Origin of the sequence: Paraburkholderia nodosa DSM 21604 (assembly GCF_000519185.1) — a bacterium.
GTDB lineage: Bacteria > Pseudomonadota > Gammaproteobacteria > Burkholderiales > Burkholderiaceae > Paraburkholderia > Paraburkholderia nodosa.
Map to the genome: position 1 here is coordinate 84,749 of NZ_JAFA01000006.1, position 14,779 is coordinate 99,527.

The 14,779-nt window shown below is 63.0% G+C and carries 13 protein-coding genes; 12 read left to right on the plus strand and 1 reads right to left on the minus strand.

Annotation, left to right across the window (positions count from 1 at the left end; genetic code table 11):
• The first annotated feature begins 362 nt into the window (after nt 1-362).
• From A3CW_RS0110430 to A3CW_RS0110445, 4 genes are all read left to right on the plus strand, one after another.
• Nucleotides 363-1,514, plus strand: coding sequence for a branched-chain amino acid ABC transporter substrate-binding protein (locus A3CW_RS0110430; protein WP_028203513.1), 1,152 nt, complete (start codon nt 363-365; stop codon nt 1,512-1,514).
• Nucleotides 1,515-1,764: 250 nt separating this feature from the next.
• Nucleotides 1,765-3,264 (plus strand): L-piperidine-6-carboxylate dehydrogenase, encoded by a 1,500-nt coding sequence (gene amaB / locus A3CW_RS0110435; RefSeq protein ID WP_028203514.1) that lies wholly within the window; start codon nt 1,765-1,767, stop codon nt 3,262-3,264.
• Between the two features lie 116 nt (nt 3,265-3,380).
• Nucleotides 3,381-4,553 carry an NAD(P)/FAD-dependent oxidoreductase gene (locus A3CW_RS0110440; RefSeq protein ID WP_028203515.1) on the plus strand — a complete coding sequence of 391 codons (1,173 nt, stop codon included), beginning with the start codon at nt 3,381-3,383 and terminating at the stop codon, nt 4,551-4,553.
• Nucleotides 4,554-4,736: 183 nt separating this feature from the next.
• The gene (locus A3CW_RS0110445) at nt 4,737-5,957 is read left to right on the plus strand and encodes an aminotransferase-like domain-containing protein (protein WP_028203516.1); all 1,221 of its coding nucleotides are present in this window, start codon (nt 4,737-4,739) and stop codon (nt 5,955-5,957) included.
• A 12-nt stretch (nt 5,958-5,969) separates the two neighbouring features.
• Here A3CW_RS0110445 and A3CW_RS52285 read toward each other — a convergent pair whose 3' ends face one another.
• A complete protein-coding gene (locus A3CW_RS52285; RefSeq protein ID WP_154677899.1) occupies nt 5,970-6,140 on the minus strand; it encodes a hypothetical protein in 171 nt (56 codons plus the stop codon).
• 442 nt (nt 6,141-6,582) lie between these two features.
• Here A3CW_RS52285 and A3CW_RS0110460 point away from each other — a divergent pair, with 442 nt between their 5' ends.
• The 8 genes from A3CW_RS0110460 to A3CW_RS0110495 all read left to right on the plus strand — a co-directional run bounded on the left by A3CW_RS0110460 (nt 6,583) and on the right by A3CW_RS0110495 (nt 14,776).
• On the plus strand, nt 6,583-7,416 hold the full coding sequence (locus A3CW_RS0110460; protein ID WP_028203517.1) for a substrate-binding periplasmic protein: 834 nt from the start codon (nt 6,583-6,585) through the stop codon (nt 7,414-7,416).
• A gap of 361 nt (nt 7,417-7,777) precedes the next feature.
• Nucleotides 7,778-8,611 carry an amino acid ABC transporter ATP-binding protein gene (locus tag A3CW_RS0110465; RefSeq protein WP_028203518.1) on the plus strand — a complete coding sequence of 278 codons (834 nt, stop codon included), beginning with the start codon at nt 7,778-7,780 and terminating at the stop codon, nt 8,609-8,611.
• An 8-nt stretch (nt 8,612-8,619) separates the two neighbouring features.
• Nucleotides 8,620-9,291 carry an amino acid ABC transporter permease gene (locus A3CW_RS0110470; RefSeq protein WP_028203519.1) on the plus strand — a complete coding sequence of 224 codons (672 nt, stop codon included), beginning with the start codon at nt 8,620-8,622 and terminating at the stop codon, nt 9,289-9,291.
• Between the two features lie 10 nt (nt 9,292-9,301).
• On the plus strand, nt 9,302-9,967 hold the full coding sequence (locus A3CW_RS0110475; RefSeq protein WP_028203520.1) for an amino acid ABC transporter permease: 666 nt from the start codon (nt 9,302-9,304) through the stop codon (nt 9,965-9,967).
• 33 nt (nt 9,968-10,000) lie between these two features.
• Complete coding sequence (locus A3CW_RS0110480) at nt 10,001-10,879, plus strand: dihydrodipicolinate synthase family protein (RefSeq protein ID WP_028203521.1); 879 nt, start codon at nt 10,001-10,003, stop codon at nt 10,877-10,879.
• Nucleotides 10,880-10,935: 56 nt separating this feature from the next.
• On the plus strand, nt 10,936-11,952 hold the full coding sequence (locus A3CW_RS0110485; protein WP_028203522.1) for a 4-hydroxyproline epimerase: 1,017 nt from the start codon (nt 10,936-10,938) through the stop codon (nt 11,950-11,952).
• The gene (locus A3CW_RS0110490; RefSeq protein ID WP_051481371.1) at nt 11,949-13,238 is read left to right on the plus strand and encodes an NAD(P)/FAD-dependent oxidoreductase; all 1,290 of its coding nucleotides are present in this window, start codon (nt 11,949-11,951) and stop codon (nt 13,236-13,238) included. The genes A3CW_RS0110485 and A3CW_RS0110490 overlap by 4 nt, the downstream gene beginning before the upstream one ends.
• A gap of 56 nt (nt 13,239-13,294) precedes the next feature.
• Nucleotides 13,295-14,776: an aldehyde dehydrogenase family protein gene (locus tag A3CW_RS0110495; protein WP_028203524.1), complete on the plus strand. Its 1,482-nt coding sequence runs from the start codon at nt 13,295-13,297 to the stop codon at nt 14,774-14,776.
• Nucleotides 14,777-14,779 lie beyond the last annotated feature (3 nt).

The following is a 14,779-nucleotide window of genomic DNA, read 5'->3' on the forward strand; positions in this document are numbered from 1 at the left end:
AAATTGTCCACCCGGAAGTTGATGATTTCTGACGCAAACCCAGACGGCGCAAGGCATGGCGCGCGCACAAGCCGCGCTCGCATGACATCCACGCACAAGCGGGCATCTCGGCGTTATCGGGTATTTCCCAATGCCTGCGAGGCCGCGTCACGCGTTGCCGTATTCCCCGCGTGGACGGGCTTGATGAGAAAAGCGCATTACGTGGTGATTAGATTTCGTTTGATGCCGCCGGAACCGCTGCCGACAATCCGTTCACGTCCCCGCCGTGCTGCGGTGCTGGACGAATCCTGTGCGTCGAAGGTCCGCGCGACCGTTCGGACGCATCACGTGCCGGCTCCATCCAGATTCCGAAGGAATATCGCATGTCTCCTCGTTTCCTCGCTTCTCGTCGTGGCTGCGCGATCGCAGCGTCGTTGATGTTGGTTGCCGGCGCGGTGAGCGCGCAGGAAATGGTCGTGAAGATCGGCGTGGCCAGCCCGCTCACGGGCGGCGGCGCAGCGTATGGCAAGGACATCGAGAACGGTGTGCGTATGGCCGTGGACGAAGCCAACGCCGCGCATCCCACCATCGGCGGCAAGCCGGTCAAGTTCGTAATCGACTCGCAGGATGACCAGAGCGATCCGCGCATTGGCGTGCAGGTCGCGCAGCAACTCGTGGACGACAACGTGGCCGTCGTGATCGGCCATTTCAATTCGGGCACGACGCTGCCGGCCTCGAAGATCTACGCAAAGGCGGGCATTCCGATGATCACGCCGGCCGCCACCAATCCGGCCATCACCCAAAGCGGCGCGCCGACCATCTACCGCGTGATCGCCACCGACTCGCAAAACGCCGGCAACGCGGGCAACTATGCGGCGACGGTGACGAAGGCGAAGCGCATTGCCATCATCGACGACCGCACGGCCTTCGGCCAGGGCGAAGCCGACGAGTTCGAGAAGGCCGTGAAGGCGAGCGGCGGCACGATCGTCGCGCGCGAGTTCACGAACGACAAGGCGGTGGATTTCAGCGCCCAGCTCACGAGCATCAAGCGCACGAGTCCGGATCTCGTATTCTTCGGCGGCCTCGACGCGCAGGCCGCCATGATCGTCAAGCGCATGCGCCAGCTTGGCCTGAAGGCGCAATTCCTCGCGGGCGGCGGCGTCATGGACGCGAACTTCATCAAGCTCGCCGGCGATTCCGCCGATGGCGCTTCGGTGTGGGAATACGGCCAGCCGCTCGGCACGCTGCCCAAGGGTCGAGGCTTCGAAGCGAAGTTCAAGCAGAAGTACGGCATCGACATGCTCGCCTACGCGCCGTTCGCCTATGACGCGGCGTGGGTCGCGATCACGGCGATGGAGAAGGCCGGCTCGGCGACGCCGGCGCAGTACAACGCCGCGCTGAAGGCCACGAACTACGACGGCATTACGGGCAAGATCGCCTTCAATGCCCAGGGCGACCTGAAGAGCCCGAGTTCTACGCTGTATCAGGTCAAGAATGTGGCGTGGGTGCCGGTCACGACGCGAACCGCGGACTGAGATCACTCGCCTCTGCTACCTTGAAGGGCGCCGGCACTGCCGGCGCCCAATGCATTGTTTCCAATAGGAAATCGAGGGTCCGCCCGCAGGGCGGCCTCATGCCATTTCAATGGCGGAAAGCCGGGCGGGAGCGATACACGCGGCATGGCGAAAATCCCGTGGATTTTCGTGTTGTCGCCGCCAAATTGCGCGTGTATAGTTTCCTAAAGTAGCAATGTTTCGTATCGGAAATTTTTAAGGGATTCTACCTATGAAAGCCTCCTCCATCCTCTCGGATCTCGGTATTTCCCAGCTCGCGGAAGCGGGCGACATCGCCGTGCATTCGCCGATCAACGGCGAACTGATCGGCCGCGTCGCGAGCCAGTCGGCAGCCGACGTCGACGCCGCGCTGGCGAAGGCACAGGAGGCGTTCAAGAGCTGGCGCAACGTGCCCGCGCCGCGCCGCGGCGAACTCGTGCGGCTGCTCGGCAACAAGCTGCGCGAGCAGAAGCGCGCGCTCGGCAGCCTCGTCTCGCTGGAAACCGGCAAGATTTTCCAGGAAGGCCTCGGCGAAGTGCAGGAAATGATCGACATCTGCGACTTTGCGGTCGGCCTCTCGCGTCAGCTTTACGGTCTGACCATTGCTTCGGAGCGTCCCGGCCACCGCATGGCCGAATCGTGGCATCCGATGGGCGTGTGTACTGTCATTTCCGCGTTCAATTTCCCGGTCGCCGTGTGGTCGTGGAACGCGGCGCTCGCGCTCGTGTGCGGCAACGCCGTGGTCTGGAAGCCTTCGGAAAAAACGCCGCTCACCGCGGTTGCCGTCAACAAGATCATGCAGGACGTGTTGAAGGAATTCGGCGATGCGCCCGAAGGCCTCACGAGCCTCGTGGTCGGTGGCCGTGAAGTGGGGGCGAAGCTCGTGGCGGATCCGCGCTCGAACATCGTGAGCGCAACGGGCAGCACCGAAATGGGCCGCACCGTCGGCGTCGAGGTCGCGCGCCGCTTCGGCCGCTCGCTGCTCGAACTGGGCGGCAACAACGCAGGCATCGTCTCCGCGACTGCCGATCTCGAACTCGCACTGCGCGGCATCCTGTTCTCGGCGGTCGGCACGGCCGGCCAGCGCTGCACGTCGCTGCGCCGCCTGTTCGTGCACGAGAGCGTGTACGACAAGGCAGTCGAGCGCCTGAAGACGCTCTACGGCAAGGTGGTGATCGGCAATCCGCTGGAACAGGGCACGCTGATGGGGCCGCTCATCGACGAGCAGTCGTTCGCCCGCATGCAGTCGGCGCTCGAGCAGGCAAAGCGCGAGGGCGGCAAGGTGTTCGGCGGCGAGCGCCAGGCGGTGGCGGGCAACGAGAAGGGCTTTTACGTGCGCCCGGCGATCGTCGAGATGCCGTCGCAAACCGAAGTGGTTCTTAAGGAAACCTTCGCACCGATTCTCTACGTGCTCAAGTACAGCGACTTCGGCGACGCCATCGATGCGAACAACGCCGCCCACCATGGCCTGTCGTCGTGCGTATTCACGACGGACCTGCGCGAGAGCGAGCGCTTCACGTCGGCCGCGGGCAGCGACTGCGGCATTGCGAACGTGAACATCGGGCCGAGCGGCGCGGAGATCGGCGGCGCGTTCGGCGGCGAGAAGGAAACGGGCGGCGGGCGCGAGTCGGGCTCCGACGCGTGGAAGGCTTACATGCGCCGCGCGACCAATACGGTCAACTATTCGTCGGCGCTGCCGCTCGCACAGGGCATCGATTTCAACGTCGAATAAGCGCGTTTGGCGTAGTTGAGCAGACATGACCGGGCGCACGGTGCACCCGGTCGATGGATCGATTCGCGCAAACCCAATCCATGCGCGCCGCAGTTATCCGCAATCTGGAGCAAGTCGTGAGTTCTCAAGTCGTTATCGTTGGCGGCGGGGTAATCGGTAGTTCTATTGCTTACTTTCTGCGCGCAGCCGACCCAACGGTTTCCGTCACCGTGTTCGAGCGCGACCCGAGTTATGCGCGCTCGTCATCGGCGCTTTCGGCCGCGTCGATCCGGCAGCAGTTTTCCACGCCGTTGTCGATCCAGATGTCGCTGTTCGGCATCGAGTTTCTGCGCGGCATTGGCGAGCGGCTCGAAGTGAACGGCAGCCGCCCGTCGATCGAGCTGCACGAGGGCGGTTATCTCTTCCTCGCGACGGAAGCGGGCGATGCGACGCTGCGCGAGAATCACGCGCTGCAAACGCGTCTTGGCGCGGACATCGAACTCATGTCGCGCGACGCGTTGCACGCGAAGTTTCCCTGGCTCAACGTCGAGGATCTCGCAAGCGGCGCGTATGGCCGCAGCGGCGAGGGCTGGTTCGACGGCTACGGCCTCGTGCAGGCGTTGCGCAAGAAGGCGCAGTCGCTCGGCGCGCGCTATGTGACGGCCGATGTGACCGGCGTCGTGCGTAGTGGCCGCAAGGTCACGCACGTGATCGCGAGCGACGGCGAACGCCATGCGTGCGACACGCTCGTGAACGCAGCCGGCGCGTGGGCGCGCAAGCTCGCGGAAATGATGGATATCGACATTCCGGTCTATGCGCGCCGCCGCAGCATTTTCAACGTGTCGTCGCCGGCGCGGCTCGCCGCGTGCCCGTTGCTGATCGATCCGTCCGGCGTGTATTTCCGCCCTGAGGGCAACACGTACATCACCGGAACGTCGCCGAGCGCGGACAACGACCCCAACGACCTGCCGCTCGACGAAGTCGATCACGCCATCTTCGACGACGTGATCTGGCCCACGCTTGCGCACCGCGTGCCGGGATTCGAGGCGCTGCGCGTGGAGAACTGCTGGTCCGGCTATTACGAGTACAACGTGCTCGACCAGAACGCGATCATTGGTTATCACCCGGCTATCGACAACTGCGTGTTCGCCAATGGTTTTAGCGGGCACGGTCTGCAGCAGGGGCCAGCAACCGGGCGCGGCGTGAGCGAGCTGATCCTCAACGGCAGGTACACGACGCTCGATCTTGCTTCGCTCGACTGGTCGCGCGTACTGGAAAACCGGCCGATCGTCGAAAAGAACGTCGTGTGACGGTGGGTAGTCAGGCCGCGCAAAAAAGAGCCCGTGATTTCACGGGCTTTTTTATTGCGCGACCGCTTGATGAGCAAACCGCATGACATGGTGATTAGATTTCGTTTGATACGTCCGTGAGGGCTGACCACAATCGAAGCTTGTCCGTTGCCGCGCTTAACCGCCATCGACTCCATGTCCGCCATGTACGATTTCACCGCGCCCTTTGAGCATCCCGCCGGTTCGCCCATTCGCGAGCTTTTCAAGTACCTGGGAGAGCCAGGCATGATTTCCTTCGCTGGCGGCTATCCTGCCAGCGACCTGTTCGATGCCGATGGACTGCAAGCGGCAGCGGCTCAGGCATGGCAGGCTTCCACGCGCTGCCTTCAGTATGGCCCGACCGACGGTTTGCCCGAATTGAAAACGCAGCTGCTCGCGCTGATGGCGCGCCGCGGTGTGACCTGCGCGCCTGAGGAGATGGTCGTCACCACAGGGTCGCAGCAAGGCCTCGACCTCTTGTTGCGCGTGCTGCTCAATCCGGGCGACACGGCCTTGACCGAGCAGCCGGCCTATCCGGCCACGCTGCAGGCGCTCAGGCTCCAGCAGGCGCATGTCGTGACGGTGCCGGTAGACGGCGACGGTCTCGACGTGGACGAACTCGCCGCGCGGCTCGCTTCGGGCGCGATCGTCCGGCCTAAGCTGCTCTACACGGTGCCGACCTTCGCGAATCCCACCGGGGCCACGCTCACGCGCGAGCGGCGCCTTGCGCTCTTGCGTCTCGCCGTTCAGTACCGCTTCGTGATCGTCGAGGACGATCCGTACGGCGATCTGCGTTTCGCAGGCAACGCGGTGCCATCGATGCTGGCGCTGGCAAGCGTAGTGCCTGGCGCGCGCGACTGGGTCGTGCACTTCTCGAGTCTTTCGAAAGTTGTCGCGCCCGGCTTGCGCGTAGGCTGGACCGTCGCGCCCGCCGAAATCGCGCGGCGCTGCGTGATTGCCAAGCAGACCGTCGACCTGTGCAGTACGCCGTGGACCCAGGCAATCGCCGCGCACTACCTGGCGGCGGGCTCGCTCGAACGGCATCTTCCGCACATCACGCAAGCGTATCGGCGCAAATGCGAAGCGCTTTGCGATGGCTTGCGCGCGCAATTCGGCGATGAAATCGCGTTTCATCAACCGGAAGGCGGCATGTTCGTGTGGGCGCGTATTCCGGGTGTGGCGATCGATGCGCTCTTGCCGAATGCAATTGCGAACAAGGTGATTTTTGTTCCGGGCAAGGCGTTTTTCGCCGACGAGCCCGACACGGCGTCGCTGCGCCTTTCGTTCGCCGCGCCGAACGTGGATGAGATTCGCGAAGGCGTGGCGCGTTTGAAGCGGGCCGCGCATGCCACGCAAACGGCGGACGTGACGTCGGCACCTGTTTGAAATTCGCGCGGTTCAAGTTCCGCGCGTTTCTCGTTGCGCAACCAACTGCGCAAGCTCGACGTAGCGCTCCACGCACGTCGAGGTGAACGGCTCGATCCACGAGACAGTCTGATCGAGCGCCTTCTTGCGCGCATGCACGCTGCCGCTCGGCACGGCGGCGACGAGCGGCTCGCGCGCGATCACGAGCGATCACAACCCGTCTTCCTGCGCGTTCGCTGCCGACCAGCCAAAGCCGATATCGAGTGCGCCCTCGACGACCGGCCGATGCTGGCTCGCGGTGGCGGTCACGGCGATCGGAATCTACCTCTCCTGCTATGACTTCGGCGGCAGCCTCGGCTCCTTGTTGCCGATTCCCGCATGGCATCGCTTGCGCTGTGTTGGGCGGGGTGCGTGGCGTTCGTCGTGGGCGCTCAGTCGCTAGGCGGGTTGCTCGCGTTCGCGTTCTGGCGGCCGGAGCGCGCCGCCGCACGGAGCGACGCGCGCGGAGCGCCAGGGCAATCGCCTGGTTGACAGTCCAAATATTGGCTTCCTATTATGCATACAACGTTGCACACAAAGAGATATGCAAAATTGTGTGGCGTAGGAATCGTGCATCTACGGGATTACCCTTATTGGAGAGGTCATCATGGTTCGGCTGTCTCGCATTACCCGTCAAGCTTTCGTCGGCCTGGTTGCAGTGAGTTGCGTGCTCGCGAGCGCGTCGTCTCGCGCGGAGGACGCGAGCGCGTGGCAAAGCGTGAAGAAAGCAGGTGTTCTGCGCTGCGGCGCCGCGGTTGCGCCCCCGTACGTGATGCGCGACGCGAAAACTGGCCAGTACAGCGGCTTTTTTTCGGACCTGTGCCGCGACTTCGGGCAGAACGTTCTCAAGGTCAAGGTCGAATTCGTCGACACGTCGTGGGACAACATCGTCGCGGGTCTGCAATCCGACAAATGGGACCTCTCGCTCGCGCTGAACGACACGCCTGAGCGCGAGAAAGCGATCTCGTTCTCGGTGCCCGCCACCGACTACAACGTCTCGCTGGTCTACAACAAGAACAACCCGAAGATTCCGAAGGGGGCGCACAGCGTCGCCGATATCGACAAACCCGGGATGACGATTGCGGTCATGTCGGGCACGTCCCAGGACAAGGCGATCTCCGCTGCCATCAAGCAAGCGCAAATCATGCGTCTGCCGGGCAACGACGAGACGCGTCTCGCGTTGATGTCGAAGCGCGCCGATCTGCTCGCGGACGCGAACATCACCAACATGCTGCTGACCGAGGAGCACCCGGAGTGGGCGGTTGCGATTCAGCCCAATCCGCCGCTGGCGCAGCAAGCGGTCTCGTTCGGCGTGCGCAAGGAAACGTCGAAAGCCGATCTCGCCGTGCTCAACGACTTTCTGAACGCGCAGGTCAAGTCGGGGGCGGTCAACCGTCTCATCAAGACTTCCGTCCAGTCGATGCTCGTGACCAACAAGTAATCACACTGGTTTGGTGCCGCGGTGCTTGCCCGCGACGTGCGGCATCCGGCACACGTTCCGAAACATTCCGCTGCTGGAAGGCCGCCGCGCGCGTGTGCGCGCCGCGGCCTTTTTTGCATTTCGATGCCCGCCGCATGCCCCCGTCTGCACGGTCCCGGTGTTTTCCCTGGAAATCCCGCATCTCTCATTGACGGTCGAATTTTGGGCTTCTAATATGTGTACAACGTTGCACACAAGTAGATGCGCAAGATTGTGTGCTCCAGGCGAGGAGGTGACGGCGCCAGCCGCACTGGACCGATCGACAAAGCAGATTCGATTCACATATCGCGCGCTTCGGCACGCGCCCCGCTGGAGAGATTTCATGTTGTCAATGCGAACCATGGCTGCCCAACCCAACATTGCCCCGACTGTCCTGAACTTCTCGCCGTCGGCGACGGGCGAGTTCGTCCAATTCGAGAACGTCTATAAGCGCTACGGCGAAAACCTCGTCGTCATGGACCGCATGAGCCTCGACATGCGCGCAGACGACAGGCTCGTGATCATCGGCCCGAGCGGCAGCGGCAAGAGTTCGCTTCTGCGCGTGATGATGGGCCTCGAAGGCATTCAGGGCGGACAGATCGGCTTTCAGGGCAAGCCGTACATCTACGGCGAGGATTCTGGACGATCGAAGCGTATCGATGCAAAGCTGCAGAAGCAGATCGGCATGGTTTTTCAGCATTACACGCTGTTTCCGCATCTCTCCGTGCTCGGCAACCTCATTCTCGCGCCGGTGAAAGTCGGCGGCCTCTCGAAAGCCCAGGCCACTGAGCGCGCCCGCATGTATCTGGCGCGTCTGGGCCTGGAGAGCAAACTCCACGCCTATCCGAGCCAGCTCTCCGGTGGCCAGAAACAGCGCGTCGCCATTGCGCGGGCGCTCATGCTGGAGCCGAAGCTGATGCTGTTCGACGAAGTGACCTCGGCGCTCGACCCGGAAATGGTCATTGAAGTGCAGAACGTGATGCTCCAGCTCGCAGAACAGAAAATGGCGATGATCATCGTGACACACGACATGCACTTCGCCCGCGATATCGCCACGCGCGTCGTGTTCTGCGCGGGCGGGAAGATCGTGGAGCAGGGCGCACCGGATGAGATGTTCAAGTGTCCGAAGGAAGCGCGCACGCGCGAGTTTCTCGAGAAAGTTCTGCATCTCGACTGAGGGTGGCCATGAACTACCAGTTTGATTTCCACTTCCTGCAAGGGAGCCTCGGGTCCCTGCTTGACGGACTGCGGGTGACGGTCGAGCTTGCCCTCGCGTCCAACATCATGGGGCTCGTGCTCGGCTTTTTCCTGTGCCTGCTGGTCATGAGCCGTTGGGCAATCGTGCGCTGGCCGGCGCAACTCTTCATCGAATTCTTTCGTTGCACGCCCGCGCTGCTGCAAATCGTGTGGTTCTTCTACTGCATCCCGATGATGGTCGATGTGTTCATCGACCCCATCGTGATGGGCATCCTGGCATTGGGCCTGAACCTGACGGCATTCAATGCGGAAGCCTATCGCGCAGGCGTTCAGGCGGTGCCGAAGGAACACCTCGACGCGTGCGTCGCGCTCGGCCTGAAGCCGTGGCAACGTACCTTCTACGTGGTCCTGCCGCAAGCGCTTCGTAGCTCGATGCCCGTTCTCATGACCAACGGCATTGGGAGCCTGCAGCAAAGCGCGCTCGTCGCAATCGTGGCGGTCGCGGATCTCATGTACGTGGGCAAGAGCCTGGCGACGCAAGCCTATCGTCCGCTCGAGACCTACACGGTCGTGGCGCTCATCTACTTTGCGCTTTCGCTGCCGATCGCGCGGCTCGTCCACGTGATCGAGCGACGTCAGGAACTGGCCCATCAGCGCTAAGGAGAAGACCATGAACCTCGATTTCGCCTCCGTGCTGCCGTACTGGCTGGTCCTGCTCAAAGGATTGGGGCTGACGCTCGCGTTCACGAGCAGTTGCGCCGTGATCGGCAGCCTTGCCGGTTTCGTGTTGAGCCTGCTGCGCATGTCCTCGTCGCGGTGGATGAAAGCGGCAACGACGCTCTATGTCGAATTCTTTCGTGGAACGCCGCTGCTGATTCAGCTCTTCTGGGTGTTCTTCTGTTTCCCGGTCGTTTTCAGGATTCCGATTCCGCCTTACCTCTCGGTCGTGATTTCGCTGACGTTGTATATGGCGGCCATCACGAGCGAGACGTTTCGCGGGGCGCTGAAGTCGATTTCCTCGGAGCAGCATGACGCGTGCATTGCGCTCAGTCTCACGCCGCAAGCGAAGATTCTCTATGTGATCTTTCCGCAAGCGCTGTTGCGCGCCGTTCCGCCGTTGCTCTCGAACGTCGTGAGCCTGTTCAAGGAGAGTGCGCTCATCTCGTCCGTGGGTGTCGCCGATCTGATGTTCGTCGGGCAGAACATTTCGACCAGCACGGCACGGCCAGTCGAATTCCTGACCACGGTCGCCATGATCTATTTCCTTGTCGCGTTCCCGCTGACCCGTCTGGTCGGCTTGGTCGAGACAAAGTTTCTCAGGCGCTTTGCCTACTAAACCCAACCATTGTTTCGTGAAGCGGAGATTCAAATGCAGATGAAAGGTATCCTGCCGGCGCTCGTTACGCCGTTCAATGCGTCCGGTGCCGTCGACCACGACACCCTCGCGAACATCCTCGAGTTTCAGCTGAAGGCCGGCGTCAACGGCTTCGTGCCGCTCGGTTCGACGGGCGAATATTACGCCCTGACGCACGACGAGCGCCGCGCCATCCTCAAGACGGTGCGCGAAGTCGTGGGCGAACGCGGGACGCTCATCGGCGGCGCGAACGGCTCGTCCACGCGTGAAGTCATCGAGCAGACGCGACTCGTCCGCGACGCCGGCTACACGAACGTTCTTATTGCGCCGCCGTACTATGCGCTGCCGTCGCAGGAAGAATTGATTGGGCATTACGCCGCGATTCTCGAAGCCGTGCCGGACGTCAACGTGATTCTTTATAACTATCCGGTCCGCACGAATGTGGAAGTCGGTTTCGGCGTTCTCGATGCCTTCAAGGATCACCCGCGCGTCGTCGGGATCAAGGAGAGCAGTGGCAACCTGCTGCGCGCCATCGAAATCGGCGAGAAGTACAAGGATCACTACCAGCTCTCATGCGGTTCGGACGATCAGGCGCTCGACTTCTTCCTGTGGGGCGCCACGAGCTGGATTTGCGGGCCGGCGAATTGTTTCGTCAAGCCGGTCGTCGACTTCTACAATAAGTTCGAGGCCGGCGATATTCGCGGTGCGCAAAACGTCATGCGCTCGCTCTTCCCGGTCATGGCCACGATGGAAGCCGGCAAGTTCGTGCAGAAGGTGAAGTACGGCTGCGAACTGGCAGGCTTCATGGTGGGCGCCGCGCGCATGCCGCTGATGCCGCTGACCGACGCAGAAAAGGCCGCATTCCGCGCGGTATTCGAAGCCGCTCAGGCCTAATCCGCACGCCGGCGCCTGGGCGGCGCCGGCTCACACGTTCCGGTGGAAAACCGACAATGACGCGACATAGCTTCAAGTGCATCGAAGGTCACACGGAAGGCATGCCGGTACGGATGGTCATCGAGGGCGCGCCGTCGCTCGCGGGGCGCACGATGGCCGAGCGGCGCGAGGACTTCGTCGGGCGATACGACTGGATTCGCCGTGCGCTCATGCTGGAGCCGCGCGGCCATTCGCACATGTCGGGCACGCTGCTGTATCCCCCGGTGTCCGCCAATGCCGATATGAGCTTGCTCTTCATCGAAACCTCGGGGTGCCTGCCGATGTGCGGACATGCGTCCATCGGCTCGATCTCGTTCGCGCTGGAAGCCGGTTTGGTGAAGCCGAAAGCGCCGGGTACGGTGGTTGTCGACGTGCCCGCCGGGCAACTGAGCGCGCGCTACGAACAGGACGGAAATCGCGTGACGTCGGTGCGTTTTACGAATGTGCCCAGTTTCCTGCTCCATCGCGACGTGGAAGTCGTGCATCCGAAGTTGGGCAAGCTCGTGCTCGACATTGCCTACGGCGGCAACTTCTATCCGATCGTGGAAGTCCAGCAGAATTTCCCGGGATGCGAGCATTTCAATCCGCAGCAGTTGCTCGAATGGGGCCGTGACATGCAGGCGCTGTTGAACGAAACCATGCAAGTCGTTCATCCGGACAATCCGCTCATTCGCGGCGTGAAGCACTGCATGTGGACGGGTGCACCGCTTTCGGGCGACGCCCACGCGCGCGCCGTGGTGATTGCCGGCGAGAGTCTGATCGACCGTTCGCCCTGCGGGACCGGCACCTCTGCGCGCGTTGCACAACGGTATGCGCGTGGGTTGCTCGAAGCAGGGCAGGCTTTCAGGCATCAAAGTCTGATCGGCAGTTGTTTCATCGGGCGCGTCGAATCGACGACGCGGCTCGACAGCGGCATCGACGCCGTCCGCCCCAGCGTCGAAGGGCGCGCGTGGATCACCGGTCGCTCCGAACACTACGTGGACGACGATCAACCCTATGCATTGGGCTTCGACCTTCAGGAGTTCGCCAGGTGAGCGCCGTACCTCTCGAATCCGCAGTGATTGAACGCAACGCCGCGCCGCGCGAGTCGGCCGTCGTCATTGGCGGCGGTATCGTTGGCGTGTGCTGCGCGCTGTATCTGCAGCGCAGCGGCTACGCGGTCACGCTCATCGATCCCGAAGCGCCGGGTAACAGCACCGCAAAATGGAGCTGCGGGCAGATGGCGGTGAGCGAAGTCATTCCGCTGTCCAAGCCCGGCATTCTCATGAAGATTCCCGGCTGGCTCATGGACCAGAAGGGGCCGTTGGCGCTGCGGCCGGGCGCGTTGCCCGGCATCATCCCCTGGTTCGTCCGTTTTCTCATGTGCGCGCGACACGCGAAGATCGTCGATATCGCCAACGCCATGGCGACACTCACGCACGAAGTCTACGCGGATTACGCGCCGCTGCTCGACGCCTGCGAAGACAAGGCGCTCATGGGCGAGCGCCCCATTCTGGAAGTATTCGACGGCCCGAAAGGCATCGAGCACGAGCAGCCGCATCTGGCGTTGCGCGAGTCACTCGGCTTCAAGGCGCAACGGTTGAACGCCAAAGAAATCGGCGACCTCGAGCCGGCGCTCGCAGGCAAGTTTTCTCATGGGCTGCTCTTCGCGGACTGGCGTTCCGTGCGCGACACCATGGGATTCATCGCCGCGCTCACCGACAGCTTCATTGCACGAGGCGGCCGCCGGATCAGAACGGAAGCGACCCGTATCGACGAGGCGAACGGCAGGGCGACCGGCGTCACGCTCGCGAACGGCGAGCGCGTGGCAGCCCGGCACGTGGTGGTTGCCGCCGGCACGGGCGCGCGGCGCTTTTTCGGTGCTCTCGGTGTGAGCGTGCCGCTCGAGGGCATCGCAGGGTACCAGGTGGTGGTTGCCGACCCCGGCGTCGAGATGCGCCACTCGACCATCTACGCCGACGGCGGATTTTGCTTCACGCCGATGACGCGCGGCCTGCAGATTGGCGGGACCATCGAATTCGCCGGGCAGGGCGCCGCGCCCAATTTCAAACGGGCCGACATCATTCTCGAGAAGGCGAAACGCGTGCTGCCTGAACTGCGCACTGCGAACGTCGAATATGGCGTGGGCTATCGTCCTTTCCTGCCGGACACGAAGCCGGTTATCGACCGCTCGCGCAGGCTCGACAACGTCTTGATGGCTTTCGGCCATGGGCAACTCGGCCTCACCCTCGGCGCGACGACGGGAAGGCTGATCGCCGACATGGCTGCGGGCCGCCCCACCAGGCAGGATCTCGCGCCGTTCAGCGCCTACCGGTTCTAGCAGGCAGCGTTCGACGCCATGCTCATCACATTGCGCAAACCAATATCGGGTTGAATATGAAATCGTACGAAAAGCTCTTCATCGATGGCCGCTGGGTCGCGCCGGTGCACAACGGCAGCTTCGAAACGGTCGATCCGTGCACCGAGCAAGTCATTGCGAAAGTTGCGGCCGCAACGGCTGAAGACGTCGATCTTGCCGTCAAGGCCGCGCGCAAGGCGTTCGACGAAGGCCCATGGCCGCGCATGAGCGGCGCCGAGCGTGCGGCTGTCCTGCGCCGCATCGGCAAAGGCATTCGCGATCGCCTGCAGGCGTTGGCCGAAATCGAAGTGCGCGACAACGGCAAGCCGCTGCCGGAGGCGCTGTGGGATCTGGGCGATGCGGCGGGCTGCTTCGACTTCTACGCGGGCCTCGCGGAAAAACTCGACGAGCATGCCGAAACGACTATCGCGCTCCCCGATGACCGCTTCAGTTCGGTTGCGCGCAAGGAACCCGTCGGGGTGGCGGGCGCCATCATTCCGTGGAACTTTCCGCTGCTGATGGCCGCGTGGAAAGTGGCGCCCGCGCTGGCCGCGGGTTGCACGATGGTGCTCAAGCCCTCGGAGTTGACGCCGCTTACGGCGCTCGAGCTTGCGGATATCGCGGCAGCGGCGGACCTGCCGCCGGGCGTACTGAACGTCATCACTGGGTTGGGCCAGGACGCCGGCGCGCCGCTGAGCGAGCATCCCGGAGTCGACAAGCTCGCCTTTACCGGCAGCGTGCCGACCGGCAGCCGCATCATGCAGGCCGCGGCGCGCGACATCAAGAACATCAGTCTCGAACTGGGCGGCAAGTCGCCGTTCATCGTCTTCGACGACAGCGATATCGACGCGGCTGTCGAATGGATCATGTTCGGCATATTCTGGAATCAGGGGGAGGTGTGCTCGGCCACGTCGCGCGTGCTGGTGCAGCGCGGCATCTATGCAAAGCTGCTCGATCGCCTGAAAGAGGAGACGCAGAAGATCACCATCGGCAGCGGTTTGCAGGATGGCACGCTGCTCGGGCCGCTTGTCAGCAAGGGCCAGTACGACAAGGTGCGGCATGCGGTCGAGCGTGGCGTGGAAGAGGGGGCGCGGCTCGTGACCGGCGGCGGGCGGCCCAAACATCTCGAGAAGGGCTATTTCATGGAGCCGGTTGTTTTCGCCGACGTGCCGGAGACCAGCTGGGTCTGGAATGAAGAGATTTTTGGCCCGGTCGTTTGTGTCCGACCCTTTGAAGACGAGACGGAAGCCGTACGTTCTGCCAACGATTCACGCTTCGGCCTGGGCGCGGCCGTGATGTCGCGCGACAGCGAGCGCTGCGAGCGCGTGGCGCGCAAACTGCGGGCAGGTATCGTCTGGATCAACTGCTCGCAGCCGACCTTCACGGAGGCGCCGTGGGGCGGCTACAAGCAGAGCGGCATCGGGCGCGAACTGGGAGAGTGGGGGTTGAACAACTACCTCGAAACCAAGCAGATCACGCGGTACGGCAGCGACAAGCCGTGGGGCTGGTACATCAAGTAAGGC

Bases quoted from the DNA above. Each gene is read 5' to 3' on its own strand.
- A3CW_RS0110430 (WP_028203513.1), top strand. From the start codon at position 363: ATGTCTCCTCGTTTCCTCGCTTCTCGTCGTGGCTGCGCGATCGCAGCG.
- amaB (WP_028203514.1), top strand. From the start codon at position 1,765: ATGAAAGCCTCCTCCATCCTCTCGGATCTCGGTATTTCCCAGCTCGCG.
- A3CW_RS0110445 (WP_028203516.1), top strand. From the start codon at position 4,737: ATGTACGATTTCACCGCGCCCTTTGAGCATCCCGCCGGTTCGCCCATT.
- A3CW_RS0110460 (WP_028203517.1), top strand. From the start codon at position 6,583: ATGGTTCGGCTGTCTCGCATTACCCGTCAAGCTTTCGTCGGCCTGGTT.
- A3CW_RS0110465 (WP_028203518.1), top strand. From the start codon at position 7,778: ATGTTGTCAATGCGAACCATGGCTGCCCAACCCAACATTGCCCCGACT.
- A3CW_RS0110470 (WP_028203519.1), top strand. From the start codon at position 8,620: ATGAACTACCAGTTTGATTTCCACTTCCTGCAAGGGAGCCTCGGGTCC.
- A3CW_RS0110475 (WP_028203520.1), top strand. From the start codon at position 9,302: ATGAACCTCGATTTCGCCTCCGTGCTGCCGTACTGGCTGGTCCTGCTC.
- A3CW_RS0110480 (WP_028203521.1), top strand. From the start codon at position 10,001: ATGCAGATGAAAGGTATCCTGCCGGCGCTCGTTACGCCGTTCAATGCG.
- A3CW_RS0110485 (WP_028203522.1), top strand. From the start codon at position 10,936: ATGACGCGACATAGCTTCAAGTGCATCGAAGGTCACACGGAAGGCATG.
- A3CW_RS0110495 (WP_028203524.1), top strand. From the start codon at position 13,295: ATGAAATCGTACGAAAAGCTCTTCATCGATGGCCGCTGGGTCGCGCCG.